Consider the following 21,927-nt stretch of genomic DNA (forward strand, 5'->3'; position numbering starts at 1 on the left):
ACGTTGAACGAGAGCGGTTGAACGATCGGCGGCACATACCGAGCAGGGGAAGGTGGTCGGCGTGTTCGGCAAGGTACGCGAGGTGTGGGGCAATGTCCGCGGGGCCGTCCGGGAGGAGTCGAAGACCGGCCGTGAGACACGGACGCACAACCTGTTCGAGGCGGCCGCCGTCTATGTGTCCGCCTGCGCCGAGGACGATCAGGAGCGGATCGACGAGGCGGCGGGCTGGGTGTCGCCGGAGGCGTTGTCCTTCGGGGTGAACGAACTCGCGTGCCGGGCGGTCATCGCTCTCGCGCGGCAGCGCGACGAGTCTCCGCAGACCGTGGCCCGCGACCTCCTGGGGCTGCCGGCGGCCTGACGCCCGCGGTCCCCCACGGGGGCGGTTTCACCCGGTCCCGCCGGATCGCCGCAGCTAGGCGTGGCGGAGGGAGTGGTGGAGGGAGTCGTGACAAGCGGCTCCCGGTCGCACTAGGGTGCGCGCCGTTGGACAAACCCCTGGGGAGGCTGGGATGGCCGGGACGAGCGAGGACGCCGTCGCCGCCGAGGACGATGCGCTGTATGTGCTGACGGCGGTGCTGCTGACACCGGCGAAGTTCCCGAGCGTGCTGGGCGACGACTATCCGGAGGCGTGCGCGGCGCTCGGCCTGGCGCCGCTCGCCGACGGGTACGGCCTGGTCCTGGGCCAGGACGGCGACGGTGCGCGGTGGACGGTGGTCACCGACGACGTGTCGCTGGTCGCCGTCGCGATCGCCTCCTGGGACTGCGGCATGGAGTACGAGCTGTCGCCGGACGACCGCAGCGTCGTCGCGGCCCTGCCCGGGTGGCCTCTCGCGGTGGCCGTGGCGGCGCCCGGCGTGCCCGCGCCGCACGACCCCGCTCCCGAGCCGGGCGACGGCCCTCCGCTGACCCCTCCGGACACCAGCGTCTGGGGGCCCGCCCAGCGCCGGCTCGGGGCCGACGAGATCGCGCTGCAGTGGGCCCAGTGGCGGGAGCAGATCGACGACTCCGAGTTCGCGACGCCCGACGGTGGCGCCGAGGCGGGGAAGGCGGCCGAGCCCGCGCCGGGACGTGGCGGGGTGCGCCGGGTCCTCGCCGAAGCGCGCGCCTATGTGGACACCCCGCCGCCGCTCGGCCGCGTCCGGTCGTCCTTCGCACCGGGTGACGCGCGGACGCTGCGCGCCGACGGGCCGGGCTGGTCGCTGGTGGCCAGGACCGACGACATCGCCTTCGTCCTGCTGGACGAGGCACCCGGGGAGGTCCTGCCGGTGGGGCGGGGTCCGGAGCTGCCCGGCCTGCTGGAGGCGCTGGACAAGATGGCCGTACGGCCGAGCTGAGCGGGCCGGACCGCGCCGTCGCGCTCCGACGGCACGGCCGACGCCGGACGACCGGCCCGGATGCGGCGGACCCGGACACGGCAGACCCGAACGCGGCGGACCCGTACACAGCGGACCCCGGCGCGGCGGACCCGAACGCGGCAGACCCGAACGCGGCGGACCCGGACACGGCGGACCCCGGCGCGGCGGGCCCCGGCGCGGCGGGCCCGGACAGGGCGGACCCCGGCGCGGCGGGCCCCGGCGCGGCCGGCGCGGTCAGCGACCGAGCTCCTTGCGGCTGACCCGGCGCAGTCGGCGCCGCTGGGAGGGGTCGAGCGTGAGGTACGCGGCGGCCGGGACGCCCAGCACGATCAGCAGCACGGCCCACAGGGGCAGCCAGATCCACAGGAACAGCCCGACCGCCACACCTCCCAGGGCGATCTTCGCTTTCATCGACATGTCTGTCGCCTCCTTCGCGGCCACTGCCGCTCTCTGCTGTCAAAAACGGCTTCGCGCTCGCGGCGGTTCCGGACCGCGGCCCTGAGACATCCCTGATGCGCGTCCCCTAGGGCTTCCTTCGGCGCTTCCCACCACCCTTCACCCAGTGAGCCAGGTCACTCTCTCAGCATGCCGGGTCGAGCCTCGCGGTGCTGTACCCTCGGCCGCTCCGAGCTCCAGTAGTCAAATTTGAGGAATGCGACGTCACTGTGCAGAGGACTCCCTCGGCAAATCCCCTGGCAACCTCCTCCGAGATCTTCGAACTGGCCCGCTGTCCCGCGGTGTTCGTCCCCGGTGACCCGGCCCGGACCGGCGGCGTCGCCTTCTGGCGGCCCGACGGCGAGACCCCTCCGACCGTCGCCTCGGGACACCTGCGGGAACTGACGGTCGTGGTCCCCAGTGAGCACGGTGTCGGCAGGGTCGGCGGTGGTGGCGGTGGTGGCGGTGTCGAGGCGATCGTCGCGTCCGCCGTCGTGCTGCCGGTGCGCGCGGCTCTGCCCGTCCTCGCGCAGGCCCGTGCCGCCACACACGGACACCGCGCGGCCGTGTTCTGGGGCGCGGCCACCCTGCTGGCCCTGGAGTTCGCGGCGCGCGGCCTCCTGCTGCCCGGCCTGTCGGAGCGGGACCACGAGGCCTGGCGGATGGGGCCGCTCCGCGCGGAGGAGACCGAGCGGATCCGCCGGCTGGCCGCCGCGATGCCGCCCGAGGCGCACGCCGTCCCGGTGGATCCGGCCGAGCCGCTGCGGCTGCCCGACCCGGAAGCGTCGCTGCGGGCCTTCCTGGACGCCGTGGCCGACGCGCTGCCGCGCTCCCCCGCCGCGCCCCTGGTCACCGGCGGGCCTGCCTACGCGGCGTCGGAGCCGCAGCGACTGCCCGCGCAGCGGGCCTGGGCCGCCGATGTCGCCGCGGGCCACGACGCGGGCGTACGGCTCTCGCTGCGGATCGAGGTGACCGGTCTGACGGACGCGCCCGAGGCGGCCGCCCCCGTCTTCCGGGCCGTACCGCAGCTGCACCTGCTGAGCGACCCCGTGCTGGTCGCGGACGCCGCCGACGTGTGGGCCGCGACGGACGCGGCCGCCCAGGCGTTCGGCCCGCGCGCGCGGATGGACGCCCTGGTGGCCCTGCGCCGGGCGGCACGGGCCTGGCCCGCGCTCACCCCGCTGCTGTCGGCCGCCGTGCCGGACGCCGTGGAGCTCGTCGACGAGGAGGTCACCGATCTGCTGGGCGGCGGCGCGGACGCCCTCGTGGCTGCCGGGGTCGAGGTGCACTGGCCCAGGGAACTGGCCCGCGACCTGACCACCCGCGCGGTCGTCGGACCGCCGGACGACGAGACGGCCACGGGCCGGCTCGCCTCCGACACGCCGTCGTTCCTGTCCGCCGACGCGCTGCTCGCCTTCAGCTGGTGGTTCGCGCTGGGCGACCAGCGGCTGACCCGGGAGGAGCTGGACCGGCTCGCCGAGGCGAACCGCCCCCTGGTCCGGCTGCGCGACCAGTGGGTGCTGCTCGACCCGCGCGAGGTGCGACGGGCCCGCGACCGGCAGGACCGCAAGGTCACGCCCATCGACGCGCTCGGTGCGGCCCTGACGGGCTCGACCGAGGTCGACGGGTACCGCGTGGAGGTGCGGCCCACGGGCTGGCTGGCCGCGCTGCGCGAGCGGCTCGCCGACCCCGAGGGCCAGGAGCCGGTCGCACAGCCCGCCGCACTCGCGGCCGACCTGCGCGACTACCAGCGGCGCGGCCTGAGCTGGCTGGCCCGTACGACGTCCCTGGGGCTGGGCTGCTGCCTGGCCGACGACATGGGCCTCGGCAAGACGATCACGCTGATCGCCCTGCACCTGCACCGGCAGACCGACCCCTCGGCCGCCGGTCCGACCCTGGTCGTGTGTCCCACCTCCCTGATGGGCAACTGGCAGCGCGAGATCGAGAAGTTCGCACCCGGCACGCCTGTGCGCCGCTTCCACGGCGCCCGGCGTGACCTCGACGCCCTGGCCGACGGGGAGTTCGTGCTCACCACCTACGGGACCATGCGCCTCGACGCGCGCCGGCTGGGCGAGGTGCCGTGGGGCATGGTCGTGGCCGACGAGGCCCAGCATGTGAAGAACCCGTACTCGGAGACCGCGCGGGAGCTGCGTTCCATCGGCGCCCGCGCGCGCGTGGCGCTCACCGGCACACCGGTGGAGAACAACCTCTCGGAGCTGTGGGCGATCCTCGACTGGACGACGCCCGGACTGCTGGGCCGGCTGGGCACCTTCCGCGCGCGGTACGCGCAGGCGGTCGAGGGCGGCCAGGACCCGGACCCGGCCGCCGCGGAACGGCTGGCCCGGCTGGTACGCCCGTTCCTGCTGCGCCGCCGCAAGTCCGATCCCGGAATCGCGCCCGAGCTGCCGCCGAAGACCGAGACGGACCGCGCGGTGTCCCTCACCCCGGAGCAGACCGGCCTGTACGAGGCCGTGGTGCGGGAGACACTCGCGGAGATCGCCGGCGCCGACAGCATGGCCCGGCGCGGCCTGATCGTGAAGCTGCTGACCGGTCTGAAGCAGATCTGCAACCACCCGGCGCAGTACCTCAAGGAGGAGCGGCCCACGATCGCCGGGCGCTCCGGGAAGCTGGAACTGCTGGACGAACTGCTCGACACCATCCTCGCCGAGGGGGCGGGCGTCCTGGTCTTCACGCAGTACGTGCGGATGGCGCGGCTCATCGAGCGGCATCTGTCCGCGCGGGGCGTGGTCTCGCAGTTCCTGCACGGCGGGACGCCCGTCCCCGCGCGGGAGGCGATGGTGCGGCGCTTCCAGGACGGCGAGATCCCCGTGTTCCTGCTCTCGCTGAAGGCGGCGGGCACCGGCCTCAACCTCACCCGCGCGGAGCACGTCGTGCACTACGACCGCTGGTGGAACCCCGCGGTCGAGGCCCAGGCCACCGACCGCGCGTACCGCATCGGGCAGACCCGGCCTGTGCAGGTGCACCGGCTGATCGCCGAGGGGACGATCGAGGACCGCATCGCCGACATGCTCAGCCGCAAGCGGGAACTGGCCGAGGCCGTGCTCGGCTCCGGCGAGGCCGCGCTCACCGAGTTGTCGGACGCCGAGCTGGCCGAACTGGTGGAACTGCGAGGGAGCACCCGATGAACCGCTGCGACGACGACACCGAGCGCACCTTCGCCGCGCTGCCGCCCGCCCAGGGCCGCGGTTTCGCCCGGACCTGGTGGGGCCAGGCCTGGCTGAAGGCGCTGGAGGACGCGGCGCTGGACGGCGCGCAGGTGAAGACGGGCCGCCGGCTCGCGCGCGCGGGGGCCGTGGGCGCGGTGTCGGTGCGCCCGGGGCGCATCACCGCGGTGGTCCAGGACCGCGACCGCACCGCGCACCGTGCCGATGTGCTGCTGGAGCGGTTGTCCGCCGAGCAGTGGGACCGCTTCCTGGAGCTGGCCGTCGAGCGGGCCGGGCATGTCGCCGCGCTGATGGACCGGGACATGCCACCGCACCTGGTCGAGGACGCGGCGGCGGCGGGCATCGAACTGCTGCCGGGGCTCGGCGATCTGGAGCCGGAGTGCGAGTGCGGCGCCTGGGACCACTGCGGGCACACGGCCGCGCTCTGCTACCAGATGGCCCGGCTGCTCGACGAGGATCCGTTTGTCCTCCTGCTGCTGCGGGGACGCGACGAGCGGGCCCTGATCGCCGACCTCCAGGAGCGCGGCACCGCGTCCGCGGCGGAGCCGGCCGCACCGGCCGGTGTGGACGCCGCCGAGGCCTACGCGGCCGGTGACATCCTGCCCCCGCTGCCCGAACCGCCCGTCCTGCCCGACCGCCCCGGACAGCCGCCGTCCCTGGACGTCGAGACCTCCCCCGCGCCCGGCGTCGACCCGGCGGCGCTGGAGTATCTGGCCGAGCGGACCGCCGTGGCGGCGCACGCCATGCTGGCCGCCGCCCTGCGGGCCGACGCCGGTTCGTGGGAGCCGGAGCCGACGGTCGCCCAGGACGCGGTGCGGCTGGCCGCCGGAGCGCCGGAGCGGGCGGTCCTGGACCGGCTGGCCGACGGCTCGGGGCGCAGCCGGGAAGAGCTGGCGGTGGCCGTACGGGCCTGGGAGCAGGGTGGCGCGGCAGCGCTCTCGGTGCTCGAAGAGGAGTGGGCGGTCGAAGGTGATGCCCTCGCACGCGCGCGTGCGGCCCTGGATGCGGCTTGGGACACCGGCGAACGGCCGACGCTGCGGGCGCGGGCCAACCGGTGGACGGTCGTCGGCGCGTCGAGCCAGCTGCGCCTGGACCGGGAGGGGCGCTGGTGGCCGTACCGCAAGGAGCGCGGCCGGTGGACCCCGGTCGGCGGCCCGGCCCGGGATCCGGCGACGGCACTGGCCTCCGCGCTGACCGTGCCGGAGGAGCAGGCTCCCTGATCGAAGGGCTTTCCGGCCGAGCAGGTGCCCTGGCCGAGAGGCTCCCGAGCGAGCCGGCTCCCCGGCCGAAAGCCCTCTGACCGAGAGGGTTCCCGGTCCCTCGCCGTCGTGCCGTCGCGCCGTCGCGCCGTCCCGCCGTCCCGCCGCTCCGGCGACGGGCACGCCATGCGCGGGCGGGCGCTACGGCAGGTCACCCTCCAGGGACGGGATCAGCGACTCCAGCCCGCTCGGCAGATGGCTGGGGAAGTCGCTCGGCAGCCCGCTCGGGAAGTCGCTCGGGAAGTCGCTCGGGAACCCGCTGGGCAGTTCGCTCGGGAACCCGGAAGGCAGTGAGGGCAGCCCGCTGGGCAGCTCGCTCGGGATGCCCAGCGACGGTGACGGGGAGCGGCTTTCGCCGGTGCCGGGGTCGTCGGACGGCCCCTCGCCCGGCGAGTCGTCGCCCCCGGCGGCGACGAACACCACGAGCCCGACCACCACGACGGCCACCAGAGCGGCGAGGGCGACGAGCAGCGGGGTGCGCCGCCTCGGCGGCGGCTCGGGGTGTCCGGGAGACGGCCCGAACCCGCCCGGTGGCGGGGTGTCGGCCGGAGGGCCGGGCGGCTGGGGCGGTGGGGGTGGCGTGGCCATACCCCCGAGGGTCCCGCCGTTCCGGCCCCTGACGCGACCCCCGCGCGGAGCCCGGCACGGACTCATGCCCTGGATGGCATGATTCCGCGACATTCCGCGCGGGGTTCGCCCGAGGGTGTGGCCCTCGGTGGACGGGGAGGGTCAGTCGCGCGCGCCCAGCAGGTGGTCCATGGCGAGCTGGTCCAGGTGCTCGAAGGCCATCCCGCGCTTCGCGGCCGCGTCGACGTCGAACTCCTCGAAGGCCGAACGGTCGCCGAGCAACGCCTGGAGGCCGTCCGCCGCGGTGGGCTGGGCCAGCTCGTCCAGGCGGGCGGCGCGCAGGGCCTCCTGCACCTCCGGGTCCGCGCGGAAGGCGGCCGCGCGCTCCTTGAGGATCAGGTAGTTGCGCATGCAGCCCGCGGCGGAGGCCCACACGCCGTCGATGTCCTCGGTCCGCGGGGGCTTGAAGTCGAAGTGGCGCGGCCCGGTGTAACCGGCGCTCTCCAGGAGGTCGACCAGCCAGAAGGCGGACCGCAGGTCGCCGGCGCCGAAGCGCAGGTCCTGGTCGTACTTGATGCCGGACTGGCCGTTGAGGTCGATGTGGAAGAGCTTGCCCGCCCACAGCGCCTGCGCGATGCCGTGCGGGAAGTTCAGCCCGGCCATCTGCTCGTGGCCGACCTCGGGGTTGACGCCGTACAGCTCCGGGCGCTCCAGGCGCTCGATGAACGCCAGGGCGTGGCCGACGGTCGGCAGCAGGATGTCGCCGCGCGGCTCGTTCGGCTTGGGCTCGATGGCGAAGCGCAGGTCGTAGCCCTGGGAGGTCACGTACTCGCCGAGGAGGTCGAAGGCCTCCTTCATGCGGTCGAGGGCGACCCGGACGTCCTTGGCGGCGCCGGACTCGGCGCCCTCGCGGCCGCCCCAGGCGACGTACGTCTGCGCGCCCAGCTCGACCGCCAGGTCGATGTTGCGGATGGTCTTGCGCAGCGCGTAGCGGCGCACGTCGCGGTCGTTGGCGGTGAACGCGCCGTCCTTGAAGACGGGGTGCTTGAAGAGGTTGGTGGTGGCCATCGGGACGGTCATGCCGGTGGCGTCCAGAGCCTGGCGGAAGCGCTTGATGTGCGACTCGCGCTCGGTGTCGGAGGACCCGAAGGGGATCAGGTCGTCGTCGTGGAAGGTGACGCCGTGGGCGCCGAGGCCGGCCAGGCGCCGCACCGTCTCGACGGGGTCGAGGGCAGGCCGGGTGGCGTCGCCGAACGGGTCCCTTCCCTCCCAGCCGACGGTCCACAGGCCGAAGGTGAACCTGTCCTCGGGGGTGGGCTGGTAGCTCATGCCGCGGCTCCTTGCTCGTGTGTTGCCGACTATTTCGTCATGGCGCTTTACAAATTAGTATGCAGTCGCGTCTCTGGGAAGAGACAAGGTGTCTTCGGATCACAATCCACCACAAATCCCGCCGAGCCGCGGAAGAGGGAGAGCCCCGATGTCAGCAGCCGAAGGTCCGCTCGTCATCGGCGTGGACACGTCCACGCAGTCCACGAAGGCGCTGGTCGTCGACGCGGCGACCGGGCAGGTCGTGGCGAGCGGCCAGGCGCCGCACACCGTCACCACCGGAGCCGGCCGCGAGAGCGACCCCCGGCAGTGGTGGGACGCGCTGTGCGAGGCGTTGCGCCAGTGCGGCGACGCGGCGCACGAGGCCGCCGCCGTGTCGATCGGCGGTCAGCAGCACGGCCTGGTCACCCTGGACGAGCGCGGCGAGCCGGTCCGCCCGGCGCTGCTGTGGAACGACGTCCGCTCGGCTCCGCAGGCCCGCCGGCTCACCGAGGAACTGGGCGGGGCGAAGTCCTGGGCCGAGCGCACCGGCTCCGTCCCGGCCGCCTCGTTCACGGTGACCAAGTGGGCCTGGCTCGCCGAGCACGAGCCGGAAGCGGTCCGCGCCACCAAGGCGGTCCGCCTCCCCCACGACTACCTGACCGAACGGCTCACCGGGCAGGGCACCACCGACCGCGGCGACGCCTCCGGGACCGGCTGGTGGGCGTCCGCGAGCGAGTCGTACGACGCCGAGATCCTCGCCCACGTGGGGCTCGACCCGGCACTACTGCCCCGCGTGGTGCACCCCGGCGAGCTGGCCGGCACCGTGCGCGACAGCCATGACCTGCCGTTCTCCAAGGGCACCCTGGTCGCGGCCGGCACCGGCGACAACGCCGCCGCCGCGCTGGGGCTCGGGGTCCGCCCCGGGACGCCGGTGATGAGTCTCGGCACCTCGGGCACGGTGTACGCGGTGTCGCGGCGCCGGCCCGCCGATCCGACCGGCACCGTCGCGGGTTTCGCGGACGCGCGCGGCGACTGGCTGCCGCTGGCCTGCACCCTGAACTGCACCCTCGCCGTGGACCGAATCGCGGCCCTGCTGGGGCTCGACCGGGAGGCCGTGGAGCCCGGTACGACCGCCACGCTGCTGCCGTACCTGGACGGCGAGCGCACCCCGGACCTGCCGCACTCCTCGGGCCTGCTGCACGGTCTGCGGCACGACACCACCGCCGGACAGCTCCTCCAGGCCGCCTACGACGGTGCCGTCCACTCGCTGCTCGGCGCGCTGGACCTGGTCCTCGACGAGGACGCGGACCGCTCGGCACCGCTGCTGCTGATCGGCGGCGGCGCCCGGGGCAGGGCCTGGCAGGAGACCGTACGACGGCTCTCCGGGCGCCCGGTGCAGGTGCCCGAGGCCAGGGAACTGGTCGCGCTCGGCGCCGCCGCGCAGGCCGCCGGGCTGCTGACCGGCGAGGACGCGGCCGCGGTCGCCCGCCGCTGGGACACCGCCCGCGGTCCTGTGCTGGAGGCCGTGGAACGGGACGAGGAGACGCTGGCGAGGATCGCCGGGGTACTCTCCGACGCGGCCCCGCTGCTGGAGCGGAGCCCGCAGAGCCACTGAGGACGGACGGAGGCATGACCGCACCGCTGCACGAAACCCACCCGGCCGGTCCCGGCCGGGCGCTGCCCGACACCCAGCAGGGCATGCGCCGCCGCAATCTCGCCCGGGTGATGCACACCGTCAGCGCCGAGGGGCCGCTGTCCCGGGCCGCCGTCGCCTCGCGCATCGGGCTGACCCGTGCGGCGGTGTCGACCCTGGTCGACGAGCTGATCCGCTCCGGGCTGCTGGAGGAGCTGGGGCCGGAGCGGCCGGGCCGGGTCGGGCGGCCCGGCTCCGCCCTCGCGGTCAGCGCCCGCGGTCCCGCCGGACTCGGTGCGGAGGTCGGCGTCGACCATCTCGCGGTGTGCGCGGTCGACCTGCGCGGACAGATCAGGGCCCGCGCGGTGCGGCACGGCACGAACCGCGGGCGGGCGCCCGAGCCCGTGCTCGAGGAACTGACCACCCTGGTGCGGCAGGTCGTCGCCGAGGCGGAGGGTGAGGGACTGTGGCCCGCCGGACTCGCCGTGGCCGTGCCGGGCTTGGTGGCGCGGGACGCCCGCACCGTCGTGCGCGCCCCGAACCTCGACTGGCACGACACCGACCTCGGCGCCCTGCTGCCCCTGGGATTCGGGCTGACCGTGGACAACGAGGCCAACTTCGGCGCGCTCGCCGAACTCTGGCTCGGCGAGGACACACCGCCCGACTTCCTGCATGTGTCGGCCGAGATCGGCATCGGCGCGGCGGTGGTCGTCGGCGGCGGCCTGCTGCGCGGAACGCGCGGTTTCGCGGGCGAGTTGGGCCATGTGCCGGTCCGCCCCGACGGGCCGGAGTGCGCCTGCGGCGGACGCGGCTGCCTGGAGCAGTACGCGGGCGAGGAGGCGGTGCTGCGAGCGGCCGGCCTGGAGCCGGGCGAGGACCGGGTGAGACTGCTCGCGGGGCGCGCCGAGGACGGCGACGAGGACGTACGGCGGGCGCTGCGCGACGCCGGAGAGGCACTGGGCATCGCGCTGACGGGCGCGGTCAACCTGCTGGACCCGGAGAGCGTGGTGCTGGGCGGTGCGCTGGCCGGGCTGGCGCCCTGGCTGCTGCCGACGCTGCGATCCGAACTGGCCCGGCGCACGGCGGGCCCGGCCTGCCCGGTCGCCGTCTCCCGGCTCGGACCGGAGGGCCCGTTGCTGGGGGCCGCGCACTCGGTGGTGCGCGCCGTGCTGGACGATCCGGCAGGGGTGGCGAAGCCGGCCTGACGTCGGGACGAGACGCCAATCACCCGTGTGGGTGAGCGAGTTGTCCACAAGGACGCGCCCGTCCACGAAAGATCGCTGGGTCCTTCTGCCCGTCACCGAAGCGCCGTACGGTGATTCACACGAGACGCACCCGTCAGGTGATGGCGGTGCCGGTGGCGCCGGTGGCGACGTTGTGGTCGCCGCGCCGCCGACGCTGTGGTTCGCCGGGCACGCGGATCGCGACGACCGAGGGGCTCAGCTGTCGAACGGGGGAAACGGATCATGGCTGGTGACACGCGCATCCTGACGGTGCGGCCCGAACCGGGCGAGTACGCCTGGACGTTCGGCGGTGTGCTGCCCGTGGCCCGGATCGCGCCGGGCACGGTGCTCGATCTGTACACCGAGGACTGCTTCGCCGGGCGGGTGCGGTCGGAGAAGGACCTGGTGTCCGAGGTCTGCGAGTTCCCGTTCCTCAACCCCCAGACGGGCCCGTTCCACATCGAGGGCGCGGAGCCGGGCGACACGGTCGCCGTGCACTTCGTGTCGATCGAACCGGCCCGGGACTGGGCCGCCTCGACCACGGTTCCGCTCTTCGGCGCGCTCACCTCGACGCACACCACGGCCACCCTCCAGCCGCCGCTGCCGGAGACCGTGTGGATCTGGCAGCTCGACCGGACCCGCCGCACCGCCCTGTTCCGGGCCCACGACAGCGACATCGAGATCGAGCTGCCCCTCGACCCGATGCACGGCACCGTGGGCGTGGCGCCCGCGAATCTGGAGGTCCGCTCGGCGCTGGTGCCCGACGCGCACGGCGGCAACATGGACACGCCCGAGATGCGGGCCGGAGTCACCTGCTATCTGGGGGTGAACGTCGAAGGCGCTCTGCTCAGCCTGGGCGACGGGCACGCCCGCCAGGGTGAGGGCGAGACCTGCGGAGTGGCCGTCGAGTGCGCGATGAACACCGTGGTGATCGTCGAACTCCTCAAAGGCGTGCGGACGCCCTGGCCGCGCATCGAGTCGGACACCCACATCATCTCCACGGGCTCCGCCCGCCCGTTGGAGGACGCGTTCCGGATATCCCAGCTCGACCTGGTGCACTGGCTGGTGCGCGACTACGGCTTCAGCGAGCTGGACGCCTACCAGTTCACGACCCAGGCCGTGGAGTCCCCGCTGGGCAACGTGTGCGACACGAACTACACCTGCGTCGCCAAGCTCCGCAAGGAGTGGCTGCCGGCCCGCGAGACGCACCGCGGTCTGCACGCCCGGCTGCGCGAGACGGCGGCACAGCTCCGCCACTGAGCGTGCGCCTCCCCCGCGCTCCTCTCCTCACCCCAAGTTCCGCAAGTTCCGCAAGTTCCGCAAGATACGCAAGTTCCGCAAGATACGCGAGCCTTGCACGTCCGAAAGGCGATCGTTCATGGACCGGGCAACACCGCTGCCCAGCAGACGACGGCTGCTGAGGGGCGCCGCCCTCGCCGCCGTGCCGTACACCCTCCTGCCGCAGACGCGGGCGGACGCGCGGGCCCAGGCCCCCGACCAGCCGCTCGCCGACTGGTCGCCAGCGCACACCGCCAACTACACCCCGGCGAACCGCCCGACGAGCCACCCCATCGACTTCGTGGTCATCCACGTCACACAGGCCAGCTACTCCACCACCCTGGGGGTCTTCCACAACCGCAGAAAGCAGGTGTCGGCGCACTATCTGGTGCGTTCCTCCGACGGCCGGCTGGCGCAGTGCGTCCGTGAGTCCGACATCGCCTGGCACGCGGGCAACTGGGACTACAACACCCGCAGCATCGGCATCGAACACGAAGGGTGGGTGGATCAGCCCGGATACTTCACCGACGTCATGTACGAGCGGTCGGCCCGGCTCACGGCCTCGATCTGCGCGAAGTACGACATCCCCGGAGACCGCTCGCACATCATCGCGCACTACGAGGTACCGGGTGCCGACCATACGGACCCCGGACCGCACTGGGACTGGAAGCGGTACATGCGGCTGGTGAACTCCGTCTGAATCGGGCCGATCTACAGCCGTTCGAGTGATCACGGTCGAAACGGTTGTCCGGGGGCGGACCCGGAGTCACGATGTTCCGGCCAGCCGTATCGCCTTCCGGGAGGCCGAGGTGACCGATCCCTGGGTGGCTCTGGAGCCGGGAGCCGACCCCGTCGAGCGCGCGCGGATCCTGCGTCGCGCGCACGAGACGTTCACCGCGGCGGGCACCGTGCCACGGCCGGTGCGGTCGGTCGTCGCCGACTCCTGGCGCCGGTCCGCGCGGGCCGGCGTCGGCCCGGACGGCGCCGCGAGCGTGGAACTCATGGACGGCGACCTGGGCGCCTACCGGGCGGAACATCCGCTGGCCCGGGTGATGCCGCTGTGCCGGGAGCTGATGGGCTCGTTCGCCCTGGACGGCGAGCACCTCATCGCGGTCTGCGACGCGCAGGGCAGGCTGCTGTGGGTCGAGGGCCATCCCGCCGCCCGGCGAAGGGCCGGGCGGATGAACTTCGTCGCGGGTGCCCGGTGGGCGGAGAGCGCGATGGGGACCAACGCGCCCGGCACGGCGGTCGCCGTGGACCGCCCGGTGCAGGTCTTCGCGGCGGAGCACTTCGCCCGCCGGGCGCAGTCCTGGACGTGCGCGGCGGCCCCGGTCCACGATCCGCGCACCGGTCGGGTGCTCGGCGCGGTGGACATCACCGGCGGGGACGGGCTCGCGCATCCGCACAGTCTGGCGTTCGTGCAGGCGGTCGCGCGGGCCGCCGAGTCCCAGCTGGCGCTGCTCGACCCCGGACAACCGGAACGCGATCGACTGGAGTTGACGACGCTGGGGCGGGACGAGGCGATCCTGCTCGCAGGTGGCCGCCGGGTCCGGCTGAGCCGTCGGCACAGCGAGATCCTGGTACTGCTGGCCCGGCATCCGCAGGGCCTGACCGGCGACGAGCTGTTGTGCGCGCTGTACGAGGACGAGTCGGTGACACCGGTGACCCTGCGTGCCGAACTGGCCCGGCTGCGCGGGGTGCTGGGCCCAGGCCTGCTGGCCTCTCGGCCGTACCGGCTCACCGTGGGCGTCGAGTCGGATGTCACCGTCGTGGAGCGGCGGTTGGAGTCCGGCGCGGTCACGGCGGCCGCGTCGGCCTACGCCGGGCCGCTGCTGCCCGGGTCCCGGGCCCCGGCGGTGGTCCGGCTCCGGAGCCGGCTGGCCGACGGGCTGCGTACGGCGCTGATCGCCCGCCGCGATCCGGATCTGCTGGCCGACTGGGTGCACGCGGCGTGGGGCGAGGACGATCTCGACGTCTGGCGAGCGCTGGCGGCGGTACGGCCGACGGCACCGGTCCTGGCCCGGCTGGCCGCGCTGGACGCCGAGCTGTCGGCCCCGGCCGAGCGGTCCCGCCGCACGGCACACCTACCGCACCCGGGCAGGGCGCTCACCCGGCCCGCACCCTGAGGCCACCGTGTCATCGCCGCCTCCCAGGGCCGTGCCGTGAGGGCCATGCCGTAGGCCCGCCAGGTCCGGACCGGCCCCCCACCTCGCCCCACCTCGCACCCCGACCCACCCGACCCACCCGACCCACCCGAACCACCCGCTGAACACGCTCCCCCGGCCCCACTCCCCCAACGGCCTTGACAGCCCCCAAACCGACCCCTCGCCCCGACGCACCACCGACCCCGACCCCGACCCGACCCAACTCGCTCCGCCCCCACCACCCACCGGCGGCTACCCCCACCACCACCCCACCCGCCCGGCCTCACCCGCCATGCAACGTCCCCGCAACCTCCGTCTCCCTACTCTCGCGCACCGAGAGCCGCCCAACGGCGGGCGGCGGTGGAGCAGGAGGCTGGACCAGGATGACCCGTTACGCGGCGCCCGGCACGCAGGGCGCGATCGTCTCCTACCAGACGCGCTACGACCACTTCATCGGCGGCGAGTACGTACCGCCCGCCCGCGGGCAGTACTTCGAGAACCCGAGCCCGGTGACAGGGCAGCCGTTCACCGAGGTGGCGCGGGGCACCGCGGAGGATGTGGAGCGGGCGCTGGACGCGGCGCACGCCGTCGCCCCGGCGTGGGGCCGCCGTTCGGCGACCGAGCGGTCGGACATCCTGCTGAAGATCGCCGACCGGATGGAGGCGCATCTGGAGGAGCTGGCGGTCGCCGAGAGCTGGGAGAACGGCAAGCCGGTCCGGGAGACACTGGCGGCCGACATTCCGCTCGCCATCGACCACTTCCGCTATTTCGCGGGCGCGATCCGGGCGCAGGAGGGCTCGCTCTCCGAGGTCGACGACGACACGGTGGCGTACCACTTCCACGAGCCGCTCGGGGTGGTGGCGCAGATCATCCCGTGGAACTTCCCGATCCTGATGGCGGCGTGGAAACTGGCCCCCGCGCTGGCGGCGGGCAACGCGGTGGTGCTCAAGCCGGCCGAGCAGACGCCGGTGTCCATCCACTACTGGATGAGCCTGGTCGCCGACCTGCTCCCGCCGGGCGCGGTGAACATCGTGAACGGCTTCGGCGAGGAGGCGGGCAAGCCGCTGGCGTCCAGCCCGCGGGTGGCCAAGGTGGCCTTCACCGGCGAGACCTCGACGGGGCGGCTGATCATGCAGTACGCCGCGGAGCATCTGAAGCCGGTCACCCTGGAGCTCGGCGGCAAGTCGCCCAACATCTTCTTCGACGACGTATGGGAGAAGGACGACGAGCTGCGGGACAAGGCGCTGGAAGGCTTCACCATGTTCGCGCTGAATCAGGGCGAGGTCTGCACCTGCCCGTCGCGCGGACTGATCCAGCGCGGCAACTACGCCGACTTCCTGGACGCGGCGGTGGCCCGCACCGAGCTGATCAAGGCGGGTCATCCGCTCGACACGGAGACGATGATCGGCGCCCAGGCCTCCGGCGACCAGCTGGCGAAGATCCTGTCCTACCTCGACATCGGCCGGAAGGAGGGCGCGAAGATCCTCACGGGCGGCGAACGCGTCGAGCTGGAGGGCGAGTTGAAGGGCGGCTACTTCGTCCAGCCCACGATCTTCGAGGGCGACAACCGGATGCGGATCTTCCAGGAGGAGATCTTCGGCCCGGTGGTCTCGGTGACGTCGTTCGACGACTTCGACGACGCGATCAAGATCGCCAACGACACGTTGTACGGCCTCGGGGCGGGCGTGTGGACGCGGGACGTCAACACCGCCTACCGGGCGGGCCGGGCCATCCAGGCGGGCCGCGTCTGGACCAACTGCTACCACGCGTACCCCGCGCACGCCGCGTTCGGCGGGTACAAGCAGTCCGGTATCGGCCGCGAGACGCACAAGATGATGCTGGAGCACTACCAGCAGACGAAGAACCTGCTCGTGTCGTACTCGCCGAAGAGGCTCGGCTTCTTCTAGGCGTAGGAAAAGGGCGCCTGACCAGGACTGATGCCTGGCAGGCGCCCTTCTGGGAGCGCATCCAACCGACCTTTTCAGAACGAGGTTGCCATGACCAGGTAGGCAAGCCTCGCCTCGGGAATCGCACGCGACGCGAAGGCGGTGACGGTTAAGCTCCCATTCCCCTCCTCGGGAGACGGTCCACCACGAATGCGTGGATGCCGCACGCCTCGCGGGCTCAGGCCGGCGTCGTCGTGGTCTGCGTGTCCGTGCCGGCCTCCTCGGTCCCGGTGTCCGGCCGGGCCCGGCGGCGGGACAACACCAGGGCCAGGGCCACCAGCAGTAGGGCCACGAACAGCAGACCGAGCGGGCCGCCGATGCCCAGCAGCCACAGCAACCGCCCGGTCGTGGTCGCGTCGTCGGCCTGCTGTCGCACCGAGGCGTCGGTGCCCCGGACGTCGACATCGGTCACGGGGAAGAGCGCGACCGGCCCGTCGGCGCCTTGCGTCCGGGCGAGGACCGTCTGGCGCAGCGTGCCGTTCAGGGACAGGCCGGTGTCGGCGTCGACCCAGCCGCGCCGCTCGGTGGTGGAGGTGTAGGACAGTGGTACCACCTTCGGCAGACTGGCCAACGCCTCCTGGTTCGGGCGCTGTTCCGCGGGAAGTGCGGAGACCAGGCCCAGCACGGCTTCCCGGGGCAGGGTGCGGGGCAGCGAGCTCGCGACGGCGGGGTCGGCGAGGGGACCGCTGGACTCGATGTCGTAGACGTAGGCCTCACGGCCGCGGACGGACTCCGTTCCCTTGAACCGTGCGGGGGACACGGTCCGGGTGCCGGTGTCCCAGAAACGGTAGTCGCGCTTGGCGGGCTCCAGGGGCCAGGAGATGACCAGTCCCTCGTGCCTCTCGGCCCCGGAACCCGCTGGAGCGGCCCGCTCGGTGAGGTCGCGCCGGTCCACCGCCCAGGTGTGCTCGGAGGTACTCATCTCCGTGCCGTCGCGTCCACGCAGCGCCACGTCGTCGGAGACGACAGCCGTCCGGCCGTCGACGTCCCGTACTTCGATGCGCCGGTCCAGAACGACCGGCACGTCTCTCAGGAATGCCTTGTCCATGTCGCCGGCTCCCAGGGCGGTGGCGTCGAGCAGTGTGGCGGTGCCCTCGTACCGGAACGTGCTCCTGGTGTCGGCCGGTACCTGGTGCAGAGCGGGATAGACGGTGAACCGCGTGACGGCCGAGGCCGCCACCAGAACCACCGCGGTTCCGGTCAGCACCCAACTGGTCCTGCGCATGGTCTCTCCTCTGAGCGGTCTCTGCGAGCATCTGCAGGCATCTGTAGGCATCTGTAGGCAAGGGAAACGATCGACGGGCCACCGCGTGCGGTGGCGGACGGTCACTCGACATGCCGGGCGTCCGGCGCGAGTCCGCGTCGCCGGACCGCGCGTTGCGCGTCCCAGCGGGTCAACTCCTTCCCGGTGATCCCGGTGATCCCGGTGATCCCGGTGATCCCGGTGGTCCCGGTGGTCCCGGTGATCCCGGTGATCCCGGTGATCCCGGTAATCCGCTGTTCACGCGTACATCGACTCGATGGTGGCGGCGTGCAGTTCGCGGATGGCACGTCTGCGCAGCGTCAGCTCCGGCGTCAGTTCGCCCGTCTCCGCCGTCCACGGCCCGGGGAGGACGCGGTAGCGCCGTACCTGCTCCGGGGGCGGAAGAACCGCGTTCGCCTCGGCGACCGCGGCGTCCACGGCGGCGAGCACCGCCGGGTGCCGGGACAGGCCGGCGAGGTCGCGGGTGTCGAGGCCCTCCTTGTCGGCCCAGAGCGGGGCCTCCTGCGCGTCCAGGACGAGCAGGGCGGTGACGTACCTGCGTCGGTCGCCGATCGCCACGGCCTGTCCGAGCAGGGGGTGGGCCCGCAGCAGCGCTTCGATCCGGGCCGGGGCGACGGTCCTGCCGCCGTCGGTGACGAACAGGTCCTTCTTGCGGTCGGTGACCGTGACCAGGCCGCGGGAGTCGACGCCGCCGATGTCGCCGGTGGCCAGCCGGCCCTGTGCGTCCGTCGCGGGTTCGACGCTGCCGTCGGCCCGCAGATATCCGGCGCAGACCACCGGGCCTCGGACCAGAAGCTCGCCGTCCTCGGCCTCCGTGACCTCGATGCCCGGCCCCGGACGTCCGACCGTGCCGGTGCCGAACTCCCCGGCTGAACCGACGGTGGCCGCCCCGGCGGTCTCGGTCAGTCCCCACACCTCGTGAACGGGCAGTCCGACGCTCGCCAGGAGTTCCAGGGTGGCGGTGGACAGTGGTGCCGCCCCGGTGTAGGCCCGCTGGAGCTCGTCGGCTCCGACAGCGGCCCGGACAGGCCGCAGCAGGTGCTCGTCGAGCTGTGCGAGCGACTCGGTGAGGACGGCCGGCGGCTCCTTGCCCGCGGCGCGCAGGCGGAAGGCCTCCAGGGTGGTCCTCCTCGCCTGGGTGACCGCCGTGGCCTGCTCCTCCGCCAGTGTCCCGAGCCGCTCCCGCACAGCGGCGGCGACCCGGTCCCAGACCCGCGGCACGGCGAAGAAGGTGTGCGGTCGCACGGTGATCAGCGTGGGCAGGAGCTGCTCGGGACCGGGACAGAGGGTGACGTGCCCGGCGTGGCAGACCGGCGCGTAGAGGCCGAGCACCCGTCCCGCGACCTGTGCCATGGGCAGGTGGGCCACCGATCGCGGACGCTCCGGGCCCTCGGCGGGCCGGTGGTGCATGAAGGCCTCGTGGATGACGTTGCGGTGGGTGAGCACCACTCCGCGGGGGGCGCCGGTGGTGCCCGGTGTGTACACCAGCGCCAACGGATCATCCGGTGAGACGGAGTCGGTCAGGGCCTCGAACGCGGCGTCGTCGGGTGCCGCCGCGCCGCGCACGGCGGGGTAGCTGACGAAGCGCGGGTCGCCGGCCCGGGCCGCGTTCCAGTCGAGGACGACGACCGCGCGCAGGTCCGGCAGGTCGTCCAGGACCGGCTGCCAGCGCCGTACCTGTTCCTCACCCTCCAGCACGAGTACGGCGGCTCGGCTGTGCCGGGCCACGGCACCCAGCTCCTCGGTGTTCGTCGTGTCGTAGGTGCTCGAGGAGAGGGCTCCGATGTGGACCGCGGCCAGGTCGGCGATCCAGTGCTCCGGCCGTCTCGACATCGAGATCAGCATGCGGTCGCCCCGCCGCAGGCCGAGCGCGGTGAGACCACGGGTGAGGGCGGCGGTCTCCGCGCGCAGCTGCGGCCAGGAGAGGGTCGCCGCCTCGGGACCGGGGCCGGTGGTGAGTGCGGGTCCGTCGGCGAACCGCTGGGCGTTGCGGCGCAGCAGTGTGGGGATGGTCAACGCTGGGTCATGATCGTACGGTTGCTCTTCCGAAGTCACGTCCGACTCCCTCCGTTGCCTGTCACGGGTGTGCTCGTACGGCTCGTCGTATGTGCCTGGGGAACGTCAACCGGTGCTGCCACTGGGCTGGTTGCCTCGACGCCGCTCTGCTGTGCGGCGTGGCGGGTCCAGCATCGGCACCAGGAACTCGCGGGCCACCGCGTCCAATCGCGCCTCGTCGCTCAGATCGATGACATGGCTCGGGATGACCAGCAGGGACGCGGAGACGCGGACCATCATCTCGGCCACGAGGCCGACATCCACGCCCTCGGTGACATGACCGTCCCGCTGTTCCTGCCGGAGCCTTCCGGCGAGGAAACGTTGCACCGTGCTCAGCGTGTGACCGCCGTCGTTGGTCAGGGACAAGACGACCGCCTCCGGCTCCAGGACCAGGAGGCCGCCGATGAGTGGGTTCCCGCGGATGGCCCGCATGGAGCTCACGAAGCCGACGGCGACCCGGTCGGCGAGGGTGCGTGCGCTTCGGATGTCGATGATGAACCGAGCGAAGTAGCGCCGGAACTCGCGTCGCACGACCTGCTCGACCAGGACGTCCTTGGTGGCGAAGCGCCGATACACGGTGACCCGCGAGACGCCCGCCAGCCGCGCCACGTCTCCCATACTGCACCGCCTGATCCCCACGCGGCAGAACTGTTCATGGGCGGCGTCCAGGATGCGCACCGTCGCCTCGTCGCCCTGACAGGTGCCTCTTACGGCATCGGCGAACGCGATGTCGAGCAGGGACGGGGAGCCCGGGCCGGGTTCGCCGGTTGTGTGAGCGGTTTCCACGAGCGCCTCCCTGATTCCGTGATGCCTCTGGCGTTCGCGTTCCGCTTGTGCTCCCCTGGAGATACAGAGATGCGCCACATGTTTCACCGTATCAAAGAGGGCCGGTTAGGCCATAGGTCCGAACGGCAGTCAGAACTCAAGGAGGAGTTCGCACAGATGGACGGACTCAGCAGGCGCAAGATGCTGCTCACAGGCGGAGCGCTGGGAGCGTTCGGGGCGCTGAGCATGGCCTCGCCGGCCCGTGCGCGGTCCCTGTGGACGTGGGCACCGAGCGGTTCGGTGGCCGGTGCCGGCGCCGGCCTGGACCCGGAGTGGGTGTGGGACGAGGAGGCCGACCAGCTCGTCGCCTCCGTCATCGACCGCGGCGACGTGGCCAAAGTCAACGAGGCGCTGCGGACATGGAACCGCAACGACCAGCCGGTGCCCGCGGAACTCCCCGCGGACCTGCGGGAGTTCATGGAGAAGGCGCGTCAGCTGCCTTCCTGGGCCGACCGCGGGAAACTGGAGAGGGCGGCCGAGTTCAACAAGTCCCGAGGCATCTACCTCAACCTGCTCAACGGAGTGGGCGGTGGCATGCTGAGCACCGCCATCCCTCGCGAGGCACGCGCCGTCTACTACTCCAAGGGCGGCGCCGACATGGAGGACCGCGTCGCCAAGACGAGCCTGCTCGGCTTCGCCGTCGGCGACCTCAACGCCTACCGGCCCGACGGCAAGGTCATGGTGGAGGCCGTCAAGACCCGGCTCGTGCACGCGGCCGTACGCCATCTGCTGCCGCAGTCACCGGGCTGGTCCCGCACCAGCGGCGGCCAGACCATCCCGATCAGCCAGCAGGACATGCTGGTCACCTGGCACAGCCTGCCCACCTACGCGATGCGCAAGATGCTCGAGTGGGAGGTGCCGATCACGCCCACCGACTCGGAGGCCTATCTCCACGTCTGGCAGGTGACGGCGCACATGCTCGGCATCCGCGACGAGTACATCCCGGCCACCTGGGCCGCGGCCGACTCCCAGTCGAAGCAGGTCCTCGACCCGGTCCTGGACTCCACGTCCGAGGGCATCGAGCTGACCGACATCCTGCTCGGCCAGCTCGCCGAGCAGACGAGTCCGGGGGGCGTCGACCGTCCGCTCGTCAACGCGCTCGCCCGGTACCTGGTCGGCGACCAGATCGCGGACTGGGACGGCATTCCCTCCGAGCCGTTCTGGGAGAGGGCGATCGCCGCCGCCTGGCCGAAGCTCGTCGCCTTCCGCGAGAAGCTGATCCCCTTTCCGCTCGTGCCGCCCCTCGCCTGGACGATCGACGAGGCGGCCCGGAGGTACATCATGTTCTACCTCACCAAAGGCCGGGGCACGAGCATCGTGATCCCCGACGCCAACCGGCCTGGTTGATCCGCCGGTTCGGCACGCACGCGGCACCTGGTGGTGGAGAGCCGCGCACCGCTCCACCCACGCCGGAGCCGGCACACCGGCGCATCTCATGGAGTACGACACA

Annotated in this window: 17 protein-coding genes; 11 read left to right on the plus strand and 6 right to left on the minus strand. The window is 73.0% G+C overall.

What is annotated here, in order from left to right; genetic code table 11:
• Window positions 1-61 precede the first annotated feature (61 nt).
• Together ABT232_RS26310 and ABT232_RS26315 are read left to right on the plus strand one after the other, a co-directional pair.
• Window positions 62-358: a hypothetical protein gene (locus ABT232_RS26310; protein WP_351844152.1), complete on the plus strand. Its 297-nt coding sequence runs from the start codon at window positions 62-64 to the stop codon at window positions 356-358.
• 151 nt (window positions 359-509) lie between these two features.
• Window positions 510-1,334, plus strand: coding sequence for a hypothetical protein (locus ABT232_RS26315; RefSeq protein WP_351844154.1), 825 nt, complete (start codon window positions 510-512; stop codon window positions 1,332-1,334).
• Window positions 1,335-1,589: 255 nt separating this feature from the next.
• Here the strand turns inward: ABT232_RS26315 and ABT232_RS26320 are convergent, their stop codons facing one another.
• Window positions 1,590-1,772: a tail-anchor membrane protein gene (locus tag ABT232_RS26320; protein ID WP_351844156.1), complete on the minus strand. Its 183-nt coding sequence runs from the start codon at window positions 1,770-1,772 to the stop codon at window positions 1,590-1,592.
• Window positions 1,773-2,020: 248 nt separating this feature from the next.
• Between ABT232_RS26320 and ABT232_RS26325 the strand changes: the two genes are divergently transcribed.
• Together ABT232_RS26325 and ABT232_RS26330 are read left to right on the plus strand one after the other, a co-directional pair.
• Window positions 2,021-4,936 (plus strand): SCO1167/SCO6262 family helicase, encoded by a 2,916-nt coding sequence (locus ABT232_RS26325; RefSeq protein WP_351844158.1) that lies wholly within the window; start codon window positions 2,021-2,023, stop codon window positions 4,934-4,936.
• Window positions 4,933-6,195 (plus strand): SWIM zinc finger family protein, encoded by a 1,263-nt coding sequence (locus tag ABT232_RS26330; protein ID WP_351844160.1) that lies wholly within the window; start codon window positions 4,933-4,935, stop codon window positions 6,193-6,195. The genes ABT232_RS26325 and ABT232_RS26330 overlap by 4 nt, the downstream gene beginning before the upstream one ends.
• Before the next feature lie 180 nt (window positions 6,196-6,375).
• On the opposite strand, the gene ABT232_RS26335 is transcribed toward ABT232_RS26330, so the two are convergent.
• Together ABT232_RS26335 and xylA are read right to left on the minus strand one after the other, a co-directional pair.
• Complete coding sequence (locus tag ABT232_RS26335) at window positions 6,376-6,822, minus strand: hypothetical protein (protein ID WP_351844162.1); 447 nt, start codon at window positions 6,820-6,822, stop codon at window positions 6,376-6,378.
• A gap of 141 nt (window positions 6,823-6,963) precedes the next feature.
• Complete coding sequence (gene xylA, locus ABT232_RS26340; RefSeq protein ID WP_351844164.1) at window positions 6,964-8,130, minus strand: xylose isomerase; 1,167 nt, start codon at window positions 8,128-8,130, stop codon at window positions 6,964-6,966.
• Window positions 8,131-8,278: 148 nt separating this feature from the next.
• Here xylA and xylB point away from each other — a divergent pair, with 148 nt between their 5' ends.
• The 6 genes from xylB (at window position 8,279) to exaC (ending at window position 16,294) form a co-directional block, all read left to right on the plus strand.
• Window positions 8,279-9,724, plus strand: a complete 1,446-nt coding sequence (gene xylB / locus ABT232_RS26345; RefSeq protein ID WP_351844166.1) for a xylulokinase — start codon at window positions 8,279-8,281, stop codon at window positions 9,722-9,724.
• 14 nt (window positions 9,725-9,738) lie between these two features.
• A complete protein-coding gene (locus tag ABT232_RS26350) occupies window positions 9,739-10,947 on the plus strand; it encodes an ROK family protein (RefSeq protein ID WP_351844168.1) in 1,209 nt (402 codons plus the stop codon).
• Between the two features lie 261 nt (window positions 10,948-11,208).
• Entirely contained in the window at window positions 11,209-12,225 is a 1,017-nt protein-coding gene (locus ABT232_RS26355; RefSeq protein ID WP_351844170.1) for an acetamidase/formamidase family protein, read from the plus strand.
• A gap of 118 nt (window positions 12,226-12,343) precedes the next feature.
• Window positions 12,344-12,943: an N-acetylmuramoyl-L-alanine amidase gene (locus tag ABT232_RS26360; protein ID WP_351844172.1), complete on the plus strand. Its 600-nt coding sequence runs from the start codon at window positions 12,344-12,346 to the stop codon at window positions 12,941-12,943.
• A gap of 109 nt (window positions 12,944-13,052) precedes the next feature.
• The gene (locus tag ABT232_RS26365) at window positions 13,053-14,369 is read left to right on the plus strand and encodes a GAF domain-containing protein (protein ID WP_351844174.1); all 1,317 of its coding nucleotides are present in this window, start codon (window positions 13,053-13,055) and stop codon (window positions 14,367-14,369) included.
• 401 nt (window positions 14,370-14,770) lie between these two features.
• On the plus strand, window positions 14,771-16,294 hold the full coding sequence (gene exaC, locus ABT232_RS26370) for an acetaldehyde dehydrogenase ExaC (protein WP_351844176.1): 1,524 nt from the start codon (window positions 14,771-14,773) through the stop codon (window positions 16,292-16,294).
• 217 nt (window positions 16,295-16,511) lie between these two features.
• Here the strand turns inward: exaC and ABT232_RS26375 are convergent, their stop codons facing one another.
• The 3 genes from ABT232_RS26375 to ABT232_RS26385 form a co-directional block, all read right to left on the minus strand.
• Window positions 16,512-17,558, minus strand: a complete 1,047-nt coding sequence (locus tag ABT232_RS26375) for a porin PorA family protein (RefSeq protein ID WP_351844178.1) — start codon at window positions 17,556-17,558, stop codon at window positions 16,512-16,514.
• A 276-nt stretch (window positions 17,559-17,834) separates the two neighbouring features.
• Window positions 17,835-19,613, minus strand: coding sequence for an AMP-dependent synthetase/ligase (locus ABT232_RS26380; protein ID WP_351844180.1), 1,779 nt, complete (start codon window positions 19,611-19,613; stop codon window positions 17,835-17,837).
• Window positions 19,614-19,718: 105 nt separating this feature from the next.
• Complete coding sequence (locus ABT232_RS26385; RefSeq protein WP_351844182.1) at window positions 19,719-20,438, minus strand: TetR/AcrR family transcriptional regulator; 720 nt, start codon at window positions 20,436-20,438, stop codon at window positions 19,719-19,721.
• A gap of 156 nt (window positions 20,439-20,594) precedes the next feature.
• Between ABT232_RS26385 and ABT232_RS26390 the strand changes: the two genes are divergently transcribed.
• Entirely contained in the window at window positions 20,595-21,824 is a 1,230-nt protein-coding gene (locus tag ABT232_RS26390; protein WP_351844184.1) for an oxygenase MpaB family protein, read from the plus strand.
• The last annotated feature ends 103 nt before the right edge of the window (window positions 21,825-21,927 follow it).

Source organism: Streptomyces sp. NPDC001532, from assembly GCF_040298625.1.
In the GTDB taxonomy this organism is placed as follows: domain Bacteria; phylum Actinomycetota; class Actinomycetes; order Streptomycetales; family Streptomycetaceae; genus Streptomyces.